Consider the following 22013-nt stretch of genomic DNA (forward strand, 5'->3'; position numbering starts at 1 on the left):
TAAGTTGAGACCAAATAGAAGACTCGTTGTCGTGAGAGCGCGATCTTTGTCAATCTGTGATGATTCTGGGCTTGTGGCGCCGGGTTCTGTGCCGTAATTTGTGGTGTGGAACCGGTTCCTTATGCAATCGTTTCCAGTTTCACCACCAGAGCACACCGCATCACATTTCGGCCAGACCGGTTTTCGCCGGCACGGCCACGAGCAACACTCAACGAGGAGGATTTGCATGAGCGTTAAACAGCGCCGCCGGCTCATTGTCCCGGTCGCTGCAGCCGCAGTGATGGGACTCGCCCTGACCGGCTGTACCGGCGACATCGCCGCCCAGACCGCGGAAGACACCGACTGCTCGGCTTACACCGACTACGGAACTTTCGAAGGCAACCCCGAGGTCACCATCGGTGGCACCATCCAGGATGACGAAGCGGACCGCCTCGTCTCCTCCTGGGCCGACTTCCAGGCCTGCACGGGCATCGCCGTGAACTACACCGGCACCAAGGAGTTCGAGGCTCAGATCGCCGTTCTCGCCGAGGGCGGCAGCGCCCCGGACATCGGCATCATTCCGCAGCCGGGCCTGTTCAACAAGCTCGCCGACGCCGGATTCCTCAAGGCCGCCCCCGAGGCCGTTGAAGCCAACGTCGACGAATGGTGGTCCGCTGACTGGAAGGGCTACGGCACCGCAGCCGACGGCACCTTCTACGCCGCACCGCTGATGGCCAGCATCAAGGGCTACGTCTGGTACTCGCCCACGATGTTCGAGGAGAAGGGCTACGAGATCCCCACCTCGCTCGACGAGATGATGGACCTCACCGCCACGATCGCCGCCGACGGCACTGTGCCGTGGTGCGCTGGTGTCGGATCCGGTGACGCCACCGGTTGGCCGGGAACCGACTGGGTTGAGGACTACGTCCTCCGCCAGGCCGGCGCCGACACCTACGACAAGTGGGTTTCGCACGAGATCCCGTTCAACGACCCCGCGATCGTCGCCGCGTTCGACTCTGTCGGCGACATCCTGAAGAACCCGGACTACGTCAACGCCGGACTCGGCGACGTGTCGTCGATCATCTCCACGGAGTTCGGCGACGCCGGTCTCCCGATCCTCGACGGATCCTGCGCCCTGCACCACCAGGCCTCGTTCTACGAGGGCTTCTGGAAGAACGCGGATGAGTCCAAGGTCACCGTCGCCCCCGACGGCGACGTCTACGCCTTCCTGCTGCCGCCCGCCGAGACTGGCGGAGAGCAGGCCGTCACCGGTGGTGGCGAACTGGTCGGCGCATTCGCGGAGAGCGACGAGATCACCGCAGTGCTGAGCTACCTCTCCAGCGACACCTGGGCCAACAACCGGGTCGAACTGGGCGGTGTCATCAGTGCCAACACGGGCCTCGACGCTTCGCTGGCCTCCAGCGACATCCTGAAGCAGAGCGTTGAGATCCTGCAGGACGAGAACACGGTCTTCCGTTTCGACGGTTCTGACCTGATGCCCGGTGCCGTCGGCACCGACTCCTTCTGGAAGGGCGTTGTGTCCTGGCTGAGCGGTGACGACACCAAGAAGGTCGTCGACACCATCGAGTCGAGCTGGCCGAAGAGCTAGCACCAGCAGTTCCGGGTGGGTCCGCCGCGAGGCGGGCCCACCCCCGCATTACCCCCCCACACTTTCCACCACCCCTCCTCGAGACCATAGAAGGGTCCGGCCAATGACGACCGCAGATCTGCTCGGCAAGATAATTCAGGTGGTAGCGGCACTCGCCGCCTTCTCGCTCGTTATCGGGCTCGTGCTGTTCCTTATCGACAAGGCGCCCAAACGCGGGCGCGACTACTGGCAACTCGCCTTCTTCCTCCTCCCCGCCCTGATCCTCCTCGCGGTCGGCCTGATCTACCCGGCCTTCCGCACGTCGCTGCTGGCATTCAGCAACAGCTCCGGCGAATGGGTCGGTGGCGAGAACTTCGTCTGGATGTTCACCCAGCCGGCCGCTCTCGTCACTCTCGGCAACACCGTGATCTGGGTCGTCGTCGTGCCGATCCTCTCCACCGTCATCGGTCTGGGTTACGCGATGTTCATCGACAAGTCCCGTGGTGAGAAGTACTTCAAGGCCCTGGTCTTCATGCCGATGGCCATCTCCTTCGTCGGCGCCGGCATCATCTGGCGCTTCGTCTACGACTACAAGTCCGGCGGCAACGCGCAGATCGGCCTGCTCAACCAGATCCTGGTCTGGTTCGGCGCCGAGCCGGTGCAGTGGCTGCAGACCTCGCCGATCAACACCTTCCTGCTGATCATCGTGATGATCTGGATCCAGACCGGGTTCGCGATGGTCATCTGCTCCGCCGCGATCAAGGGTGTCCCCACCGAGCAGATCGAGGCGGCCCAGCTCGACGGCACCAACCCGTGGCAGCGGTTCACCAACGTGACCCTGCCGGGCATCCGCGGGTCGTTGGTCGTAGTGATCACCACCATCTCGATCGCCACCCTCAAGGTGTTCGACATCGTGCGCACCATGACCGCCGGCAACTTCAACACCAGCGTCATCGCCAACGAGATGTACACGCAGGCGTTCCGCGCCGGCGAGCAGGGCCGAGGCGCCGCACTGGCCATCGTCCTGTTCCTCCTGGTGCTTCCGATAGTCATCTACAACGTCAAGGTCCTGCGTCAGCAGAGGGAGATCCGATGAGCGACAATGTGGTCGACCTGCCCCTTACCGGAGCGCCGTCGACGAAGGTCAACACGAGCGCCGAGGTCGTCGGCAAGGCCTCCAGGGTGAAGCGCAGGCTCACCTCCCGCACCGCCACGGTGGTGGCCCTGGTCATCGCCGTGCTGTGGACCCTGCCCACCTTCGGCCTGTTCATCTCGTCGTTCCGGCCCGCCGGCCTGATCAGCACCACCGGCTGGTGGACGATCTTCCAGAACCCCGGCTTCACCCTGGCGAACTACCAGGACGTGCTGCTCAGCACCTCACAGTCGTCGCCGCAGTTGGGCGCCTACTTCGTGAACTCGCTGGCCATCGCCATCCCGGCCACCCTGTTCCCGCTGGTGATAGCCGCGATGGCCGCCTACGCCTTCGCCTGGATCAAGTTCAAGGGCAGCGGCGCCCTGTTCGTGCTGATCTTCGCGCTGCAGATCGTTCCGCTGCAGCTCGCGCTGATCCCGCTGCTGCAGATGTTCACCCAGTTCCTGCGCCCCGGCCAGGAGTGGGTGCACAGCATCCTCCCGATGATCCCCGAGCAGGGCTACCTGCCGGTCTGGATCGCGCACACGATCTTCGCGCTGCCGCTGGCGATCTTCCTGCTGCACAACTTCATCTCGGAGATTCCCGGCGAGGTCATCGAGGCTGCGCGAGTGGATGGCGCCAGCCACGGCCAGGTCTTCTTCCGGATCGTGCTCCCACTGGCCGTTCCCGCCCTGGCGTCCTTCGCGATCTTCCAGTTCCTCTGGGTGTGGAACGACCTGCTGGTGGCGCTGATCTTCTCCGGCGGTACCCAGGATGTGGCGCCGCTGACGCAGAGGCTGGCGGAGCTCACCGGTACCAGAGGACAGGACTGGCAACGCCTGACGGCGGCGGCGTTCGTGTCGCTGATCGTTCCGCTGATCGTGTTCTTCAGCCTGCAGCGCTACTTCGTGCGTGGACTGCTGGCCGGCTCGACCAAGGGCTAGCCAGAGCAGTCTGAACCAGGCGGACCGGCCCCGGGAAATCGGGGCCGGTCCGCACGTCTTAGAGTGAAGCCATGAGTGGAACGCACGGCGCTGGAGGTCGTCCCCCGGAGGAGTTCCGCGGGCGCCGCAACCGGGTCAGCAACGATGATGCCGTCGCCCAGAAGGCGGAAAACGCCGAAGCGCCCGAGATCCCCAACCTGCTCGGCCGCATCCGGGAGCTGTTCGCCCCGCACGGGCGCAAGCTCACCGTCACGGTGATCCTGGTGCTCGCATCGGCCGGGCTGTCCGTGCTGCCGCCGCTGCTGATCCAACGGGCGTTCGACGACGGCCTGTTCCCGCCATCCGGCGGCCCGAACCTGCCGGCGCTGACCGTGCTGGTCGTGCTGATGATCGCCGCCTACGTCACCACCGCGCTGCTGGGCGTGTGGCAGACCTGGCTCACCGCCACCGTGGGCAACTCGGTGATGGGGGCGCTGCGGGTGCGGCTGTTCACCCACCTGCAGGCGATGGAGCTGAGCTTCTTCACCCGCACCAAGACCGGTGTGATCCAGTCCCGGCTGCAGAACGACGTGGGCGGCGTGGCCAGCGTGCTCACCAACACGGTCTCGAGCGTGCTCGGCAACGCCGTCACGGTGATCGCCGCGTTCGTGGCGATGGTGCTGCTCAACTGGCAGCTGGCGATCGTGGCCGTGATCCTGATGCCGATCCTGGTCTTCGCGCAGCGCCGGGTCGGCCAGGTGCGGGCACGGATCGCGGCGAAGACGCAGGAGTCGCTCTCCGACATGACTGCGATCACGCAGGAGACCCTGAGCGTGTCCGGCATCCTGCTGTCGAAGAGTTTCACCCGGCAGAAGACCGAGATCGCCCGCTACTCCGGCGAGAACGACAACCAGGTGCGCCTGCAGGTGAGCCAGCAGATGAGCGGCCAGTGGTTCTTCGCCATGGTCAGCATCTTCCTCTCCAGCATCCCGGCGATCGTGTACCTGGTGGCGGGTGTGCTGCTCACCAACGGTGCCACCGACATCACCGCCGGCACCGTCGTCGCGTTCACCACGGTGCAGGCGCGGCTGCTCTTCCCCCTCCTCGGCCTGATGCGGGTGGCGCTGGACCTGCAGACCTCCAGCGCCCTGTTCGCGCGGATTTTCCAGTACCTCGACCTGGTGCCGGCGATCAGCGACGCCCCGGGTGCCGGGCCGGTCCCCGTCGTCACGGGCCGGGTGCAGTTCGACGGGGTCACCTTCGCCTACCCGGATGCCCCGGCGGACGCCCGGCCGACCCTGGACGCCGTGTCCTTCGCGATAGAGCCGGGCGAGTTCGCCGCCTTCGTCGGGCCGAGCGGTGCGGGCAAGACCACCGTGTCGTACCTGATCCCGCGCTTCTACGAGGCCACCGGCGGCCGGGTGCTGTTCTCCGGGGTCGACGTTCGCGACCTGGCCCAGGAATCACTGGTCTCCCACATCGGCATCGTCAGCCAGGAGACCTACCTCTTCCACGCGACCATCGCCGAGAACCTCCGGTACGCCAAACCCGATGCGACGGATGCGGAGCTGGAGATCGCCGCGCGGGCGGCGAACATCCACACCACCATCGCGTCGTTCCCGGCCGGGTACGACACCGTGGTCGGCGAGCGGGGCTACCGGCTCTCCGGCGGGGAGAAGCAGCGGGTGGCGATCGCCCGGGTCTTGCTGAAGGACCCCGAGGTGCTCATCCTCGACGAAGCCACCAGCGCCCTCGACTCGATCTCGGAGCGCGTGGTGCAGTCGGCGCTGGACACGGCCTCCCGCGGTCGCACGACCATCGCGATCGCGCACCGCCTGTCCACCATCGTGACCGCAGACGTGATCTTCGTGGTCGACGCCGGCCGAATCGTGGAACAAGGAACCCACCACGAGCTCCTGGCCCGCCACGGCACCTACGCCTCCCTCTACGCCGAACAAGCCCCCCAACAGGTCCGCGAACCGTGAGCCAGGCCCCCGAAAACGCGCGTTTTCGGGGTTGAGGTCACGGCTCGCGGGTTGCGAGCATCGACTCCATCAGGGTGATCTCGGCGTTTTGGGAGATGATCACCGAGTTCGCGAATCCGAGGATCGATGTGTTGCTGGCACGGTCGGCGACGGCCTCGGCCATCTCGACGGCGCCCAGGTGGTGGGCGATCATCAGGGTGAGGAATTGGCGTTCGGCGTCGACACCGCTCGCCGCGGTGAGCTCGGCGATCTGCTCGGGGGTGGCCAGTCCGGGCATCGGCTCGCCCGGCGTGTGGGCGCCGTCGGTGTGCGCGTGCCCGGTATCGGAGCGGCCGGGCCGGCTCATCCAGGTCATCGACGGTTCGGGGCCGGCCTGGGAGAGGTCCCACTCGGTGAGCCAGCCGTAGAGCTGGCCGGCCTGCTGCGACTGGGTGGTCGCGATGTCGTAGCCGAGCAGCCGCACATCCGGGTCATCCGTGCGATCGCGGATGAGCATGGCCAATTCGACGCCCTGCAGGTGGTGCACCTGCATGTCGCGGGCGAAGCCGGCCTCGGCGCTGGTCGAGGTGGGCGTGGGGTTGGCCATGGTGCTCAACCGGCCCACGGAGAACCCGACCAGCCCCACGGCGACCGCCGCGACGGCCGCCGTGACGATCAGCAGGACACGGCGGACGCCCGGGCTACGCCTTGCCCGGGGCATCGTAGGCGCCGGTGCAGAGGGCGCCGGGTTCGGGGACGTCATTGCTCTTCCAGTACTCCTCGAAGAACGCGGCCACCCGCTCGTCGTCGGCAGAGTCGACCTGCAGCTGCACGTTCCAGCCGCTCAGGACGATCGGGGACGGCAGGTCCTCGAAGGGGGAGAGGATGACGTATGTCGACGGCAGCGCCGCTTTGAGGGTGGTCAGTTCGTCGGCGGAGATGGCGGGGTCGTAGGTGACCCAGAGGGCGCCGTGCTCGAGGGAGTGCACTGCATTCTCGTTCGGCACCGGCTCGCTGTACACGCCGCAGTTGAGCCAGGTGGGGTTGTGCTCGCCGCCGGCCGGGGGCGTCTGCGGATACGTGACCGGGGTCTCGACGTGCAGCGAGGCGTTCTCGAAGGTCTCCACACCGTCGATGTCGGTGCCCTCGCCGCCCGCGGAGTAGCTGGCGCTCTGCGGCGTGAGCACGATCGAGGTGATGACCAGCCCGACGACCGCCACGGCGGCCGTGATGCCCACGATCAGGGCGATTCGCCGGTTGCGGGCGCTGCGCTTCTGCTCCCGGTGATACTGCTCGAGCTTCTGGGCGCGTTGCTGGGCACGCTGTTGTTTCACACCGGGCTTGGCCGAGGACGATCCGGACGGGCCGGTGGGCGGGGCAGGGGTCACGAGGGCCTCTTTCGTTTGCTGTTCTCCTATTCGAACGTATGCACCGCGACGTGCTCTTCCCGGGGGCCGCATCTCACAGATGGTTCACAGGCTGGTCCCGGTGCCCGGGTCGCGGACTAGAGTGAGGGTGTGATCATCCTGACGTCGTGTCCCTGTTGCTGCTTTCGCTAGCCGACTCGCACACCCTTCACTTCTCGGTTCCCGGACCGTCCACCTGCAGTTGCGGCAACGCCGCCCGCGCCACGTCTCCCAGACGAAGGATCATTCATGAAAATCGCTGACACCATCCTCGACCTGATCGGCAACACGCCCCTGGTCAAACTGAACAAGGTCACCGAGGGCGTCTCCGCTACCGTGCTGGTCAAGCTCGAGTACCTGAACCCGGGTGGCTCGGCCAAGGACCGCATCGCCACCCGCATCATCGACGCCGCCGAGCGCGACGGCGACCTGCTGCCCGGCGGCACCATTGTGGAGCCCACCTCTGGCAACACCGGGGTCGGCCTGGCCCTGGTCGCGCAGCAGCGCGGGTACAAGTGCGTGTTCGTGCTGCCCGACAAGGTGGGCGAGGACAAGCGGAACGTGCTCACCGCCTACGGGGCGGAGATCGTCGTGACGCCGACATCCGTGGCGCCCGACGACCCCGAGTCGTACTACAGCGTCTCCGACCGGCTGGCCCGCGAGATCCCCGGCGCGTTCAAGCCCAACCAGTACGCCAACATCAACGGTCCGCTCAGCCACTACGAGACCACCGGCCCCGAAATCTGGCGCGACACCGCCGGCACCGTCACCCACTTCGTGGCCGGCGTCGGCACCGGCGGTACCATCACCGGAACCGGCCGCTACCTGCGCGAGGTGTCGAACGACGGCGTGCGCATCATCGGCGCCGACCCGGAGGGCTCGGTCTACTCCGGCGGCACCGGGCGCCCGTACCTCGTCGAGGGTGTCGGCGAGGACTTCTGGCCGGCCGCGTACGACCCGGCCGTGCCTCACGAGATCATCGCGGTCTCGGACGCCGACTCCTTCGCCATGACCCGCCGCCTCGCACTCGAAGAGGGCATCCTCGTCGGCGGCTCCAGCGGAATGGCCGTCGTCGCTGCCCTGCGCGCGGCGAAGGACCTGCCCGCCGACGCCGTCGTAGTGGTGCTCCTGCCCGACGGCGGCCGCGGCTACCTCGGCAAGATCTTCAACGACGGCTGGATGCGCAGTTACGGCTTCTCCAACGCGCCCGCCGGCCACACGGTCGCCGACCTGCTGCAATCCAAGACCGGGGTGCTGCCGGCCTTCGTCTACGTGCACCCGAACGACACCGTGCGCGACGCGATCGAGGCGATGACGTCGTCGAGCGTGTCGCAGCTGCTCGTCCTCGCCGCGAAGCCGCCCGTCGTGATGGGTGAGGTCCTTGGCTCGCTCGACGAACGCAGCCTGATGGGGCGGGTCTTCTCCGGCGAGACCAAGCTCACCGACAAGGTGGGCTCGATCATCGGTGACCCGCTGCCGCTGATCGGGGTGAACGAGCCCGTCGGCTCCGCGCGCACCGCCTTCGCCGACCAGGACGCCCTGCTCGTCACCGACGGCGGCAAACCGCTCGGCGTCATCACCCGGCACGACCTCCTCACTTACCTCAGCGTTTAAGGCGCGCCCGCGCAACTCTGCGCCCGGCCCCGCCAGACCACCGACACGATTTCCCCGAAAGAAGACCGCACCATGAGCACGTCAGACAAGCAGAACTTCAGCACCATCGCCATCCACGCCGGGCAGGAGTTCGACCCGACCACCGGCGCGGTCATCCCGCCGATCTACCAGACCTCCACCTACGTGCAGGACGGCATCGGCAACCTGCGCGGCGGCTACGAGTACAGCCGCGGCGGCAACCCCACCCGCACGTCACTGGAAACCATGCTCGCCGCGCTCGAGGGCGGCAAGCACGGCCTGTCCTTCGCCAGCGGCCTCGCCGCCGAGGACAGCCTGCTGCGCGCGATCCTCACCCCCGGCGACCACGTCGTGCTCGGCAACGACGTCTACGGCGGAACCCACCGGCTGATCAACCGGGTGCACGGCGCCTGGGGCGTGCGCAACACGACAGTGGAGATGAGCGACCTCACCGCCGTCGAGGCTGCCATCATTCCCGGTGAGACCAAGATCCTCTGGGTGGAGACGCCCAGCAACCCGCTGATGAAGATCAGCGACATCGCGGGCCTGGTGGAGATCGGCCACCGCCACGGGGTCATCGTCGTCGTCGACAACACCTTCGCCTCGCCCGCCCTGCAGCAGCCCCTCGCCCTCGGCGCCGACGTCATCGTGCACTCCACCACCAAGTACCTCGGCGGCCACTCCGACGTCATCGGTGGCGGCCTGGTCATCAACGACGACGAGCTCGCCGAGAAGACCGCGTTCATCCAGTTCGCCGCCGGCCCGGTCTCAGCGCCGCTGGACGCCTGGCTCACCGTGCGGGGCATCAAGACCCTCGCGGTGCGGATGGAACGGCACAGCAGCAACGCCCTCACCATCGCCCGGTACCTCGAGACCCACCCAGCGATCGAGAAGGTCTACTACCCGGGGCTGGAGAGCCACCCCGGCCACGAACTGGCCAAGGCCCAGATGAGCGCCTTCGGCGGGATGCTGTCGGTCGCCTTCGCGGGCGGGGAGAGCGCCGCCCGGTTGTTCGCCGAGTCGATGCACCTCTTCCAGCTGGCCGAATCGCTCGGCGGTGTCGAGTCCCTCGTGAACTACCCGTCCGAGATGACGCACGCGTCGGTGCGCGGCACCGAGCTCGAGGTGGCCACCAACATCGTGCGGCTGTCGGTGGGCATCGAGGACATCGACGACCTGCTCGCCGACCTCGCGCAGGCCCTCCCCGCCAGCTGACCGCCACCTGGCAGTAAATCGACGGACAATGTCGTTTCTGCCAATGGCGGGGGTTGGGGCCGACCGGGCACGATGAGACGGTGCCCAAAGCCGAACCGTCCACCCGACCGGCGCCATCCGTGATGAACCCGGAGGCGACCGGCGGGCGGCTCGGTGTGCTGCAGGGCACCGCCCTGTATGTGGCGGCGGTGCTCGGCACCGGAATCCTGGTGTTGCCCGGGCTGGCGGCCCAGGCCGCGGGACCCGCATCCGTCGTCGCCGTCGCCGCGGTGTTCCTGCTCTCCATCCCGCTGGCGGGCACATTCGCGGCCCTCGCCGCCCGCTACCCGGATGCCGGGGGAGTGGCCAGCTTCGTGCGCCGCGCGCTCGGCGGCACCTGGGCCCGGATGACCGGGTACTGGTTCTTCTTCGGTGTGAGCGCCGGGGCGCCGGTCGTGGCGGTTCTGGGCGCCGACTACGTCGCGGCGATCGCGGGCGCGGACCGGGCCGTCGTGCCGTGGCTGGCGCTGGGGATGCTGGTGCCGCCGTTCGTGGCGAACTATTTCGGCGTGCGGGTATCGGGAGTGGCGCAGCTCGCCCTTACCGGCCTGTTGCTGGCCATCGTGATCGGTGTCGTGGCGGTCGCGGCTCCGGCCGCGGACCCGGGCAACTTCATCCCCTTCCTCACCCACGGCTGGGGCGGCGTCGGGGCCGCGATCAGCCTCTTCGTCTGGGCCTTCGCGGGCTGGGAGGTCGGCACCCACATCGCCGGCGAGTTCCGCAACCCGCGCCGCACCATCCCGCTGGCCACGGCCATCGCCCTCGTGATCGTCGGGGTCTCCTACCTGGCCCTGCAGTACGTCACCGTGGGCGTGCTCGGCACCGACGCCGGCACCGGGCGGGTGCCGCTGCTGGACCTCGTCGCCACGTCGACCAACGGCCTCGGCCCGGCGCTCGTGGCCGCCATCGCCGCCATCGTGGTGCTCGGCGTGCTCAACGTCTACACCGGCGCGTTCGCCAAGCTGGCCGCGTCACTCGGCCGGGACGGCGACCTGCCGGCCTGGCTGGCCCCCGGCGCGGAATCCGGCGGCGTGCCGCGGCGGGCCCTGTCGATCGTCGCCGCACTGGTGGCCGTCTACTTCGCCCTGATGCTGGCGACGGGCATGGAACTGACGCCGTTCATCCTCACCCACACCAGCTCGATGGTGGCCATCTACGTGCTCGGCATGGTCGCCGCGTTGCGTCTGCTGCGCACCCGGTCGGCCGGATGGTGGCTGGCCGTGCTGTCGGTGCTGCTCACCACCGGGCTGCTGCTGCTCGCGGGCGTCTTCCTGCTCGTGCCCGCCGCGCTCGCGGCAGTCGCCGTGCTGGTCGGCGCGCTGCGCCGCCGCCCGCACTCCACCACTGTGCCCCGGACCATCCCCGCAGAAAGAGAGAACAACGTATGACCGCTCCCGCCTCCCGCCTGGTCGACCTGAGCCACGAGATCAGCGCAGGCCTGGTGACCTACCCCGGGCTGCCCGCCCCGGTGATCACCCCGCACCTCACCAGGGAGGACTCGCGCAGCCACTACGCGGCCGGCACCGAATTCGCGATGGACACCATCACCATGATCGGCAATACCGGAACCTACATCGACAGCCCGTTCCACCGGTATGCCGGCGGCACCGACCTTGCCGGACTGCCGCTGGGCTCACTCGCCGACCTGCAGGCCGTGGTCTTCCGGCACGACTCTGGGCGCGGCATCGACGCAGCCGTCTTCGACGGGCAGGACCTCGTCGGCGCGGCCGTGCTCCTGCAGACCGGCTGGGACCGGCACTTCGGCACACCCGCCTACGCCGGCGGGGCACCGTTCCTCACCGAGGCCGGTGCCCGGGCGCTGGTGGATGCCGGTGTGGCGCTGGTGGGTATCGACTCGCTGAACATCGACGACACCGAGTCCGGCGGAACCCGCCCGGCGCACTCGCTGCTGCTGGCCGCGGGCATCCCCGTGGTCGAACACCTCACCGGGCTCGGCGGCCTCCCCGACCGGGGAGCCCGCTTCTTCGCCGTGCCGCCGCGGGTGCGGGACTTCGGCACCTTCCCGGTGCGCGCGTTCGCCCTGCTGCCCTGACCCTCCGCCAACTGTTCCTAAACCGGACAAGTGGTCCCGGTGTGCCGGGACCACTTGTCCGCACGGGGAACAGTTGCGCGGTCAGCGGGAGGTGCGCACCACCCGGGTCAGACCGGCCGGGACGAGCAGGGTTCCGTCGACCGTCGTGTTGGTGAGCAGCTCGGTGCCGGTGGCCGTCACGGCCTGGTCGGCATCCGTGTGGTTGATCAGGAAGAGGAAATCCTCCGTGTCGGTCGACCGGGTGACCACCTCGACGCCGTCGATGCCGCGGGCGGCGTCGATTCCGGCCCCGTTGAGCACGTCAAGGAGCAGGGAATCCAGGTCGTCGCCGGTGAGCTTGGTGGACACGTACCAGGCCGCCCCGGCGCCGAAAGCGTTGCGGGTGATGGCCGGCCCACCGGCCGCCGGCCCGTCGACATACCGGGCCAGCACCTCGGCCGTCGACACCTGGATGTCGTCGGTCCAGGCGGTGCCGGTGCGGGAGTCACTGAGCGTGACGGTTTCGCTCTCGTGCAGCGGCAGGAACTCGGGCACGGTGAGGCCGAGGACCTCACGCAGCGCGCCGGGCGCCGCGCCGGGGTAGACGGTGTCGTTGAGGTCCACGATGCCCGAGAAGTAGGAGACCACCAGGTGGCCGCCGGCCCGCACATACCCGGTGAGGTTCTCCGATGCGGCCGGTCCGGCGAGGTACAGGCTGGGCGCGATGACCAGGTCGTAGCCGCTGAGGTCTGCGGTGGGGTGGGCGAAGTCCACCGTCACGTTGCGGTTCCAGAGCGCCGTGTAGAACGCCTCGATGCGCTCGCGGTGACCCAGTTCGACGCTCGGGCGCCACTCGAAATCCTGCGCCCAGAACGATTCGGTGTCCCAGAGCAGCGCGACGCGGGCCCGCACCCGGGAGGAGCGCACGTCCGCGAGCGACCCGAGGGACTGGCCCAGGGCCACGACCTCCCGCCAGATCCGGGTCTCGGCGCCGGCGTGCGGCAGCATCGCGGAGTGGAACTTCTCCACTCCGAACCGGGAGGCGCGGAACTGGAAGAACAGGATGCCGTCGGCGCCGCGGGCGAGGTGGGAGAGCGAGTTGCGGGCCAGTTCGCCGGCGCGCTTGGCGATGTTGCGCGGCTGCCAGTTGACTGCTCCGGTGGAGTGCTCCATCAAGATCCAGGGCGCCCCGCCGGCCAGCGACCGGGTGAGGTCGGCATCCATCGCCAGCAGCACGTGGTTGTCGGCGCGTTCGGCGACCAGGTAGTGGTCGTTCGAGACCACGTCCACCTCCTGGCTCCAGCGCCAGTAGTCGGCGGAGAGGCAGTTGGTGGCCATGAAGTTGGTGGTGATGGGGATGTCGGGGGTGAAGCGGCGGATGACGTCGCGCTCGTTGATGTAGCAGGCGAGCAGGGCGTCGGAGGTGAACCGGTGGAAGTCCAGGCGCTGGGCCTGGTTGGTCACCGAGGCCGACTGCCGGGGCGCGTCGATCTCGTCCCACTCGCCGTAGACCTGGCCCCAGAAGGTGGTGCCCCACTTCTCGTTGAGGGCATCGAGGGTACCGTAACGAGCCTGCAGCCAGGTGCGGAAGGCGGCGACGGAGTGGTCGTCGTAGGAGTCGCTGATCGGGGCGCCGTATTCGTTGTGCACGTGCCAGAGCACCAGGGCGGGGTGGTTCGCGTATCGGCGGGCGAGTTGCTCGGTGATCGCGGCGGCGGCACGTCGGTAGTCGGGGCTGGACGGGCTGACCATGCCGCGGGAGCCGTTGCCCAGGGTGATGCCGCCCCGGGTGACCGGGCGGGAGTCCGGGTACTTCTTCCAGAACCAGGCCGGCGGTGCGGCGGTCGGCGTGGCCAGGTCGACGTCGATGCCGGCCTCGTGCAGCAGGCCGATGATGTCGTCCAGCTGGCTGAAGTCGTATTCACCCTCGCGCGGTTCCAGGATGCCCCAGGCGAAGATGGCGAGGCTGACCAGGTTGATGCCGGCCTGCTTCATCAGTTCGATGTCCTCGAGCCAGGTGGCGCGCGGCCACTGCTCGGGGTTGTAGTCGCCGCCGTAGCGGATCCCCGTCGTTCCGTGCAGCAACCGCTGCATCGCGGGGGAATCGGTGGGGGATGGGGTCTGGATCGACATTGGTCGCGGGCTCCTTCTACTGTGTGCGCTCCCAGTTCTAACACAGCCGAGCGACAGAAGCCAGACGTGCATCCCTTGTTGACAATGGATTGAGAGTATGGATTACTAGTACCGCTCCCAGTCCTCGTCGCACTCGCGCACGAAACCCGCCGGGACGCCACTCACAGCACCAGCATTCATCAAGGAGGACGAGATGCGCACGTCGATTCGAATCGGGGCAGTGGCCATGGCCACCGCCGCCACCCTGCTCATGTCAGGTTGTTCGGCCCAGACGGGTGGGGGTGACGAGGGACCGGTGAAGCTGAACTACTGGGCCTGGGCACCCAACCTCGAGAAGGTCGTGGACATCTGGAACGAGGAGAACCCCGACATCCAGGTCACCGTGCAGAAGCAGGACGGCGGCGACCCCGCCATCACCAAGCTGCTCACGGCCATCAAGGCCGGCAGCGGGGCACCCGACCTGATCCAGGCCGAGTACCAGAAGATCCCCACCCTGGTCTCCTCCGACGCCCTCGCCGACCTGTCCGAGTACGGCGCCGGCGACATCGAGGATTCCTTCGCAGCGGGCGTCTGGGACTCCGTCACCCTGGGCTCCGACGCGATCTACGCCATCCCGCAGGACAGCGGCCCGATGATGTTCTACTACCGTGCCGACATCTTCGACCAGCTCGGCCTGGCCGTTCCCACAACCTGGGACGAGTACGCCGAGGTCGCCCGCGCCGTGCACGCCTCCGACCCGGCGAAGTACCTCGGCACGTTCTCCTCGAACGACGCCGGCTGGTTCACTGGAATGGCGCAGCAGGCCGGAGCCTCCTGGTGGGGCATCGACGGTGAGTCCTGGAGCGTGGACATCGCCGAGACGCCCACCGAGACCGTCGCCGGCTACTGGGGCGGTCTCGTCGAAGAGGGCGTCATCGACAACAAGCCGATGTACACCCCGGAGTGGAACGCCGGCCTCAACAACGGCGAGCAGGTCGGCTGGCTGAGCGCCGTGTGGGCTCCCGGAGTGCTCGGCGGCAACGCGGCCGACACCGCGGGCCTCTGGAAGGCCGCCCCGATGCCGCAGTGGGACGTTGACGCGCCCGCCACCGGCAACTGGGGTGGATCCTCCACCGCCGTGACCACCCAGTCCACGCACCAGGAGGCGGCCACTAAGTTCGCCACCTGGCTGAACACCGACGAAGAGGCCGTGCAGGCCCTGGTCACCACGTCGGGCATCTACCCCGCCGACGCCGCCCAGGCCAAGGCCGCGCTCACCGCGCCGCCGGAGTTCTTCAGCAACCAGCCCGACTTCTACGACGTTGCCGCCGAGGTGGCGGACACCGTGAGCCCGTTCACCTACGGACCGAACGTGAATGTTGCCTACAGCGCCTACAACGATGAGTTCGCCAAGGCCGCCGACGCCAAGACCCAGAGCGCCTTCCTGGCCGCCGTCGACGCGATGCAGAAGATCACCACCGACGACATGAAGAAGAGCGGCTTCACCGTCAAGTAGTCCGGCCCCACGGCCGGCCCGGCTCAAGCCGGCACCCGGAGGATCCGCCGCAACCCGGCGGATCCTCCGCACCACCCATCACCCCACACTCTCCCGTCGATTGAGGACAACCCGTGACAGTGACAGAGGCCCCCGTGGCCACCAGGAGCACCACGCCGCCGGTACGCCGCGGTCGCGGTACCTTCCGCTCAAGGGTGCTCGTGCCGTACGCGATGCTGGCGCCCGGCATCATCCTCTTCGTGGCCTTCATGGCCGCCCCGATCTTCTACACGCTCTACCTGAGCTTCCAGAAGACCAAGGTGTCGGGCCTTGGGCTCGGCTCCGGCGCCCGCAGCACTGTCTTCGCCGGGATCGACAACTACGTCACCACCCTGACGAACACCGAGTTCGGGGCCAGCGTCGGCCGCGTGCTGCTCTACGGTTTCATCCTGATCCCGCTGATGCTCGGCCTTGCGCTGCTGTTCGCGCTGCTTCTCGACTCCCGCCGCACCCGCGCCGCGGGCTTCTCCCGCACCGCGATCTTCCTGCCCTACGCGGTACCCGCCGTGATCAGCTCCCTGCTCTGGGGATTCCTGTACCTGCCGGCGGTGAGCCCGTTCTACTTCGTCTTCGACAAGCTCGGCTGGGATGTTTCGTCGCTGCTGTCCTCCGGCGGGATCACGTTCGCCATCGCGAACATCGCCCTCTGGGGCGGCGTGGGCTTCAACATGATCGTGATGTACACCTCGCTCAAATCGGTGCCCTCCGACATCTACGAGGCCGCCAAGCTCGACGGCGCCAGTGAGATCCAGATTGCGCTGCGCATCAAGATCCCGATCATCGCCCCGGCGATCGTGATGACCGCCCTGTTCTCCATGGTCGCCACGCTGCAGGTGTTCGCCGAACCCACCACGCTCCGCCCGCTCACCAACTCGCTGTCCACCAGCTGGTCACCGCTGATGCTGGTCTACCGGGATGCCTTCACCCGCGACGACATCTACTCGGCCGCCGCCACCTCGATCGTCATCGCCCTGGTGACCTTCGCCTTCTCATTCCTGTTCCTGCGCGTCGTGCAGAAACGTGCCTTCGGCCAGGAGGACTGACCCATGACCACATCTACCCTCGCCCGGCCGGACCGCGCCCAGCGCCAGGCCGCCCGCGCCTCGGCCCGCGTCTTCCGGCAGAAGGCCAGCCCGGTCTCCACCGGCATCCTCATCATCGGCGCGATCTACTGCCTGTTCCCCGTGTTCTGGGTGCTGATGGCCTCGAGCAAGGACAGTTCGGAACTGTTCTCCACCTTCACGCTGGCGCCCAGCACCCACCTGTGGGACAACATCGTGGAGCTCAGCCAGTACCGGGGCGGCCTGTTCTGGCGCTGGGTGCTCAACACCGCGATCTACGCCGGCGTCGGCGCCCTGGCCTCCACCTGGATCTCGGCGATCTCCGGCTACGTGCTGGCGAAGTTCGAGTTCCCCGGCAAGAAGGTCGTCTTCTCCATCCTGCTGATGGGCGTACTCGTTCCCGGCGTCATCCTCGCCATCCCGCAGTACTTCCTGCTGGCCGAGGTGGGGCTGACCAACACCATGTGGTCGGTGCTGCTGCCCCAGATCATCAGCCCGTACGGCATCTACCTCGCCCGCATCTACGCGGCCGCGTCGGTACCCACCGAGGTTATCGAGGCCTCCCGCACCGAGGGTGCGGGCGAGCTCTACATCTTCAACCGCATCGCCCTGCCGATGATGGGCCCCGGCCTGGTGACGATCTTCCTGTTCCAGTTCGTCGCGGTCTGGAACAACTTCATGCTGCCCTACATCATGCTCGGCGACGACCAGCTCTTCCCGGTGACGGTGGGCCTGAGCGGCCTGCTCAACCAGGGCGCGAGCGCCCCGTCGATGTACACGCTGGTGATCACCGGCGCGCTGCTGTCGATCATCCCGCTCATCATCCTGTTCCTGGTGCTGCAGCGCTACTGGAAGGTCGACCTCGCCGCCGGTGCGGTCAAGGCCTGACGGTCGCTAGGCTTCAGTCGTGACCCCGCCTCCCGCCAAGCGCCGGCCGACCATCGATGATGTGGCCGCCGCTGCCGGTGTGTCCCGCGGAACCGTCTCGCGGGTGCTCAACGGCGGCCACTGGGTCAGCCCGGATTCCCTGGCGTCGGTGAACGCCGCGATCAAGAAGACCGGCTACCGGGTCAACCCGCACGCCCGCAGCCTGGCCACCAGCCGGGCGAACTCGGTGGCGTTCCTGCTCACCGAATCGCACGACCGCCTGTTCGAGGACCCCAACTTCGCCGTGCTGATGCGCGGGGCGTCGCGCGCGTTGTCGGCCCACGACATCTCCCTGGTGCTGATCATGGCGGGCAACGAGGACGAACAACGCCGCGCGACCGAGTTCATCACCGCCGGCCACGTCGACGGCGTGCTCCTGGTCTCCTCACACAGCGGCCGGCGCGGCCTGATCTCCGAGATCATCGCCGCCGGCGTGCCGGCGATCGCCTGCGGGGTGCCGCTGGGGTTCGAACGCAAGATGGGCTACGTGGCCGCGGATGACTACGACGGGGCAAGGGAAATGGTGCGGTACCTCCGCGGCCTCGGCCGCTCCAGCGTCGCCACGATCGCCGGGCCGGAGGATACCTCTGGCGGCATGCGCCGCCACCAGGCCTATGCCGAAGAACTCGGCGACGCCTACGACGAGAGCTACGTGGCCCGCGGCGACTACAGCCGTGCCAGCGGTGCGGCGGCGATGGCCGAACTGCTCGACCGGCACCCGGACCTCGACGCGGTGTTCGCGGCCAATGACGTGATGGCCGCCGGCGCGATCGATGTGCTGCTGAAGTCGGGACGCCGGGTGCCGGAAGACGTCGCGGTCGGCGGCTTCGACGACGCCCCGGTGGCGACCACCACGACACCGGCGCTGACCACGATGCACCAACCGTTCGAACGCATCAGCGAGGAGATGGTGCGCCTGCTCCTCCGGGTGATCGACGGCGAACGCCCCGCGGCAATCGTGCTGCCCACCGACCTGGTGGTGCGCGACAGCGCCTGAGCGGCCGGTATGCTTCGCCCGGAATGTGACAGTCACATCCGATCGGACCGAAATGTGACTGTCACATGGCGCGTATCCCAACGGGCCCCGCACGTGCATAATTGTGGTGCGACCACATTTGTGACCGTGCACATTCGAACGAGGCCATCCCCGTGCCAGCTGATCTGCCCAAGAGTCGCGCACCCAGCATCCGGGATGTCGCGCGCCTTGCCGGGGTCTCCCACCAGACCGTCTCCCGCGTGCTGAACAACCACCCCAGCATCCGCGAGTCGACCAAGGCCCGGGTGCAGCAGGTCATGGAGGACCTGCAATACCGGCCCAACCGCGCGGCCCGGGCGCTCTCCCGCGGAACCTCCCGCACCATCGGAGTGCTCTCGGCGTCGAGCTCGCAGTACGGGCCGGCCAGCAGCATCGCGGCCATCCAGGATGCCGCCAGGGAGGCCGGGTACTACGTGAACACGGCCAACCTCACCACCGTCGACCCCGAATCGATCGAAGCGGCCCTCGACCACCTGATGCTGCAGTCCGTGGAGGGGATCGTCGTGATCGCCCCGCAGATGCGGGTCTTCGACGCTCTTGAACAGCTGTCGATCTCGGTGCCGTACGTGACGCTGCAATCCACCGGCGGGTTGAACGACCACGGCCTCTCGGTGGACCAGATCGCAGGAGCCCGGCTGGCCACCCGGCACCTGATCAACCTCGGCCACCGCAACATCTACCACCTCGCCGGCCCGCAGGACTGGATCGAGGCGGAGGCGCGCATGCGCGGCTTCCTCGACGAGATGGGCGCCATGGACGTGCCGACGACGGCACCCATCCTGGGCGACTGGACCGCGGACTTCGGGTACTACGCCGGCCGGGAACTGCTGCGGGTGCGCGACTTCACCGCGATCTTCTCCTCCAACGACCAGATGGCGCTGGGCCTGATGCACGCCATCCGGGACGCCGGCCTCAGCATCCCCGGCGACATCAGCGTGGTGGGCTTCGACGATATTCCGGAATCCGCGCACTTCTGGCCACCGCTCACGACGGTGCGCCAGGACTTCGCCGAACTGGGCCGGCGCTGCATCGCCCTGTTGCTGGATGAGATCACCGCCGGCCCGGTGGTGGACCGCAGCGCCATCATGCCGGAGCTCATCGTGCGTGCATCGACGGGACCGCCGGCCTTCTGATCCGGCCCGTCCCGGCCCCCGTCGAGGGGCGTTACCCAATGGTGACAATCGGGACTTGACAGAAGTTTGCCGGATGCGGCTAACATGAGGACTGCAATGTGACCGTTCACATTGACGCTCTCATCCAGCACCACGCAGCACCCCAGACAAGGAAGTCGATCCTGTGAGCCTGACCACCGCGCTTTTCACCGCCGGCGCCGAGTCTGCGTCGGTTCGCGCATGAGCACCTTCGGCCCACAGATCGAGGTCGCGATCGCCCGCGTCCGTGCCGACATCGCTCGACTGCACGGCGAGCTGACCCGCAACGGCCTGGTCGTCTGGACCGGCGGCAACGTCTCCGGCCGCGTGCCCGGTGCGGACCTCTTCGTGATCAAGCCCTCCGGCGTCGACTACGCCGACCTCGCCCCAGAGAACATGATCCTCTGCGACCTCGACGGCCACGTCATCCCCGAGACGCCCGGCTCCAACCGGTCGCCGTCCAGCGACACCGCCGCACACGCCTACGTCTACCGGCACATGCCCGAGGTCGGCGGCGTCGTGCACACCCACTCCACCTACGCCACCGCGTGGGCGGCCCGCGGCGAAGAGATCCCCTGCGTCATCACGGCCATGGCCGACGAATTCGGTGGCCCCGTCCCGGTCGGCCGTTTCGCGATCATCGGTGACGACACCATCGGCCAGGGCATCGTCGAGGCGCTCACCGGACACCGCTCCCGCGCGGTGCTGATGCAGAACCATGGCCCGTTCACCATCGGCTCCGACGCCCGCGACGCGGTCAAGGCCGCCGTCATGGTCGAAGACGTCGCCCGCACCGTTCAGATCGCCCGGCAGGGCGGGGAGCTGCTCCCCATCCCGCAGGACGCGATCGATTCCCTCTTCAACCGCTACCAGAACGTCTACGGCCAAGCGCCGCAGGGAGAGCTGAAGTAATGGCGTCTCCTCCACGAATTCGCGCCGGTCGCTCACCTCGAGCCTCCGGCGACCGATAAGACCACCACCCAGCGGGACGTCTCCCGCCGGGCGCGCTGGAACCAGGCGAACCGCCTGGTGCACTGCCTGTAATCACACGCACCACATTCGCTTCACAGATTTGACATCAAAGTCGATTGAAAATACGAAAGGAACCACAGTGAAGAAGAAAGCACTCCTCGCGACACTCGCAGCCGGAGCCATGGTTATCTCCCTGGCAGCCTGCTCCAGCGGAGACTCCGACTCGAGCTCGGGAGCCGGCGACGGCGGACTTGTCGGCGTTGCGATGCCCACGAAGTCCTCCGAGCGTTGGATCAACGACGGCAACGCCGTCAAGGAGCAGCTCGAAGCCGAGGGCTTCAAGGTCGACCTGCAGTACGCAGAAGACGACATCCCCATGCAGGTCTCGCAGATCGAGAACATGATCACCAAGGGCGCAGAAGCCCTGATCGTCGCCTCCATCGACGGAACCACGCTCACCAGCGTGCTCCAGGACGCCGCAGACGCCGACATCCCCGTCATCGCCTACGACCGCCTGATCCGCGACACCGAGAACGTGAACTACTACGCCTCGTTCGACAACTTCAAGGTCGGCCAGCAGCAGGCCTGGTCCCTGCTCAACGGCCTCGGCCTGACCGACCTGGAAGGCGCGCCCATCGAGGGTGCTCCGGCCGGACCGTTCAACATCGAGCTGTTCGCCGGTTCGCCGGATGACAACAACGCGACGTTCTTCTTCGACGGCGCGATGGATGCCCTCCAGCCGCTGATCGACTCCGGCGTGCTGGTTGTCGGCAGTGGCCAGACCGACTTCGAGCAGGTTGCAACCCTGCGCTGGGACGGTGAAGAGGCACAGAGCCGCCTGGAGAACATCCTGACGTCCACGTACTCCGACGGCACCGCCATCAACGGCGTGCTTTCCCCGTACGACGGCATCTCACGAGGCATCATCTCCGCCCTCGAAGGTGCCGGCTACTCGGTCGGCGACGCTTGGCCTGCAATCTCCGGCCAGGACGCCGAGCTCGACTCGGTCAAGGCCATCGTTGCCGGCGAGCAGTACGCCACGATCTTCAAGGACACTCGTAAGCTCGCCGAGGTTGCGGTCAACATGACCGTCGCCCTGCTGAACGACGAAGAGCCCGAGGTCAACAACACCACCGACTACGACAACGGCAAGAAGGTTGTGGACTCCTACCTCCTCGACTCCTCCATCGTGGTCAAGGACAACATCACCGAGCAGCTGGTTGACAGCGGCTACTGGACCCAGGCCGAGATCGACGGCTAACAGTCCCGTATTGGGACCGGCCGGCGGG

At 67.6% G+C, this 22013-nt stretch carries 18 protein-coding genes; 15 read left to right on the forward strand and 3 right to left on the reverse strand.

Annotated elements, in window-relative coordinates; translation table 11 throughout:
• Positions 1-226: 226 nt before the first annotated feature.
• The 4 genes from ACU5E9_RS15105 (at position 227) to ACU5E9_RS15120 (ending at position 5607) form a co-directional block, all read left to right on the forward strand.
• Entirely contained in the window at positions 227-1588 is a 1362-nt protein-coding gene (locus ACU5E9_RS15105) for an ABC transporter substrate-binding protein (RefSeq protein ID WP_456810717.1), read from the forward strand.
• A gap of 103 nt (positions 1589-1691) precedes the next feature.
• Positions 1692-2663, forward strand: coding sequence for a carbohydrate ABC transporter permease (locus ACU5E9_RS15110; protein ID WP_456810718.1), 972 nt, complete (start codon positions 1692-1694; stop codon positions 2661-2663).
• Positions 2660-3643 carry a carbohydrate ABC transporter permease gene (locus ACU5E9_RS15115; RefSeq protein ID WP_456810719.1) on the forward strand — a complete coding sequence of 328 codons (984 nt, stop codon included), beginning with the start codon at positions 2660-2662 and terminating at the stop codon, positions 3641-3643. The genes ACU5E9_RS15110 and ACU5E9_RS15115 overlap by 4 nt, the downstream gene beginning before the upstream one ends.
• A 71-nt stretch (positions 3644-3714) precedes the next feature.
• Positions 3715-5607, forward strand: coding sequence for an ABC transporter ATP-binding protein (locus ACU5E9_RS15120; RefSeq protein ID WP_456810720.1), 1893 nt, complete (start codon positions 3715-3717; stop codon positions 5605-5607).
• A 37-nt stretch (positions 5608-5644) separates the two neighbouring features.
• Here the strand turns inward: ACU5E9_RS15120 and ACU5E9_RS15125 are convergent, their stop codons facing one another.
• The gene (locus ACU5E9_RS15125) at positions 5645-6307 is read right to left on the reverse strand and encodes a DUF305 domain-containing protein (RefSeq protein WP_456810721.1); all 663 of its coding nucleotides are present in this window, start codon (positions 6305-6307) and stop codon (positions 5645-5647) included.
• Positions 6288-6974 (reverse strand): DUF3105 domain-containing protein, encoded by a 687-nt coding sequence (locus tag ACU5E9_RS15130; RefSeq protein ID WP_456810722.1) that lies wholly within the window; start codon positions 6972-6974, stop codon positions 6288-6290. Before ACU5E9_RS15130 ends, ACU5E9_RS15125 begins: the two co-directional genes overlap by 20 nt.
• Before the next feature lie 267 nt (positions 6975-7241).
• Between ACU5E9_RS15130 and ACU5E9_RS15135 the strand changes: the two genes are divergently transcribed.
• From ACU5E9_RS15135 to ACU5E9_RS15150, 4 genes are all read left to right on the forward strand, one after another.
• Positions 7242-8606 carry a cystathionine beta-synthase gene (locus tag ACU5E9_RS15135; protein ID WP_456810723.1) on the forward strand — a complete coding sequence of 455 codons (1365 nt, stop codon included), beginning with the start codon at positions 7242-7244 and terminating at the stop codon, positions 8604-8606.
• A gap of 72 nt (positions 8607-8678) precedes the next feature.
• Positions 8679-9839 carry a cystathionine gamma-synthase gene (locus ACU5E9_RS15140; protein WP_456810724.1) on the forward strand — a complete coding sequence of 387 codons (1161 nt, stop codon included), beginning with the start codon at positions 8679-8681 and terminating at the stop codon, positions 9837-9839.
• 80 nt (positions 9840-9919) lie between these two features.
• Entirely contained in the window at positions 9920-11266 is a 1347-nt protein-coding gene (locus ACU5E9_RS15145) for an APC family permease (protein WP_456810725.1), read from the forward strand.
• Positions 11263-11931 carry a cyclase family protein gene (locus tag ACU5E9_RS15150; RefSeq protein ID WP_456810726.1) on the forward strand — a complete coding sequence of 223 codons (669 nt, stop codon included), beginning with the start codon at positions 11263-11265 and terminating at the stop codon, positions 11929-11931. The genes ACU5E9_RS15145 and ACU5E9_RS15150 overlap by 4 nt, the downstream gene beginning before the upstream one ends.
• A gap of 81 nt (positions 11932-12012) precedes the next feature.
• On the opposite strand, the gene ACU5E9_RS15155 is transcribed toward ACU5E9_RS15150, so the two are convergent.
• Positions 12013-14043 (reverse strand): beta-galactosidase, encoded by a 2031-nt coding sequence (locus tag ACU5E9_RS15155; protein WP_456810727.1) that lies wholly within the window; start codon positions 14041-14043, stop codon positions 12013-12015.
• Positions 14044-14236: 193 nt separating this feature from the next.
• Between ACU5E9_RS15155 and ACU5E9_RS15160 the strand changes: the two genes are divergently transcribed.
• The 7 genes from ACU5E9_RS15160 to chvE all read left to right on the forward strand — a co-directional run bounded on the left by ACU5E9_RS15160 (position 14237) and on the right by chvE (position 21985).
• On the forward strand, positions 14237-15538 hold the full coding sequence (locus tag ACU5E9_RS15160) for an ABC transporter substrate-binding protein (protein WP_456810728.1): 1302 nt from the start codon (positions 14237-14239) through the stop codon (positions 15536-15538).
• A 113-nt stretch (positions 15539-15651) separates the two neighbouring features.
• Positions 15652-16620, forward strand: coding sequence for a carbohydrate ABC transporter permease (locus ACU5E9_RS15165; RefSeq protein WP_456810729.1), 969 nt, complete (start codon positions 15652-15654; stop codon positions 16618-16620).
• Between the two features lie 3 nt (positions 16621-16623).
• Positions 16624-17526 (forward strand): carbohydrate ABC transporter permease, encoded by a 903-nt coding sequence (locus ACU5E9_RS15170; protein ID WP_456810730.1) that lies wholly within the window; start codon positions 16624-16626, stop codon positions 17524-17526.
• A gap of 19 nt (positions 17527-17545) precedes the next feature.
• On the forward strand, positions 17546-18562 hold the full coding sequence (locus tag ACU5E9_RS15175; protein ID WP_456810731.1) for a LacI family DNA-binding transcriptional regulator: 1017 nt from the start codon (positions 17546-17548) through the stop codon (positions 18560-18562).
• 152 nt (positions 18563-18714) lie between these two features.
• Complete coding sequence (locus ACU5E9_RS15180) at positions 18715-19734, forward strand: LacI family DNA-binding transcriptional regulator (protein WP_456810732.1); 1020 nt, start codon at positions 18715-18717, stop codon at positions 19732-19734.
• 219 nt (positions 19735-19953) lie between these two features.
• A complete protein-coding gene (locus ACU5E9_RS15185) occupies positions 19954-20664 on the forward strand; it encodes an L-ribulose-5-phosphate 4-epimerase (protein ID WP_456810733.1) in 711 nt (236 codons plus the stop codon).
• 241 nt (positions 20665-20905) lie between these two features.
• Positions 20906-21985, forward strand: coding sequence for a multiple monosaccharide ABC transporter substrate-binding protein (gene chvE / locus ACU5E9_RS15190; protein WP_456813552.1), 1080 nt, complete (start codon positions 20906-20908; stop codon positions 21983-21985).
• Positions 21986-22013 lie beyond the last annotated feature (28 nt).

The sequence above is a fragment of the Cryobacterium sp. AP23 genome (assembly GCF_054075385.1).

Bases quoted from the DNA above. Each gene is read 5' to 3' on its own strand.
- ACU5E9_RS15105 (WP_456810717.1), top strand. From the start codon at position 227: ATGAGCGTTAAACAGCGCCGCCGGCTCATTGTCCCGGTCGCTGCAGCC.
- ACU5E9_RS15110 (WP_456810718.1), top strand. From the start codon at position 1,692: ATGACGACCGCAGATCTGCTCGGCAAGATAATTCAGGTGGTAGCGGCA.
- ACU5E9_RS15115 (WP_456810719.1), top strand. From the start codon at position 2,660: ATGAGCGACAATGTGGTCGACCTGCCCCTTACCGGAGCGCCGTCGACG.
- ACU5E9_RS15120 (WP_456810720.1), top strand. From the start codon at position 3,715: ATGAGTGGAACGCACGGCGCTGGAGGTCGTCCCCCGGAGGAGTTCCGC.
- ACU5E9_RS15125 (WP_456810721.1), bottom strand. From the start codon at position 6,307: ATGCCCCGGGCAAGGCGTAGCCCGGGCGTCCGCCGTGTCCTGCTGATC.
- ACU5E9_RS15135 (WP_456810723.1), top strand. From the start codon at position 7,242: ATGAAAATCGCTGACACCATCCTCGACCTGATCGGCAACACGCCCCTG.
- ACU5E9_RS15140 (WP_456810724.1), top strand. From the start codon at position 8,679: ATGAGCACGTCAGACAAGCAGAACTTCAGCACCATCGCCATCCACGCC.
- ACU5E9_RS15150 (WP_456810726.1), top strand. From the start codon at position 11,263: ATGACCGCTCCCGCCTCCCGCCTGGTCGACCTGAGCCACGAGATCAGC.
- ACU5E9_RS15155 (WP_456810727.1), bottom strand. From the start codon at position 14,043: ATGTCGATCCAGACCCCATCCCCCACCGATTCCCCCGCGATGCAGCGG.
- ACU5E9_RS15160 (WP_456810728.1), top strand. From the start codon at position 14,237: ATGCGCACGTCGATTCGAATCGGGGCAGTGGCCATGGCCACCGCCGCC.
- ACU5E9_RS15170 (WP_456810730.1), top strand. From the start codon at position 16,624: ATGACCACATCTACCCTCGCCCGGCCGGACCGCGCCCAGCGCCAGGCC.
- ACU5E9_RS15185 (WP_456810733.1), top strand. From the start codon at position 19,954: ATGAGCACCTTCGGCCCACAGATCGAGGTCGCGATCGCCCGCGTCCGT.
- chvE (WP_456813552.1), top strand. From the start codon at position 20,906: ATGGTTATCTCCCTGGCAGCCTGCTCCAGCGGAGACTCCGACTCGAGC.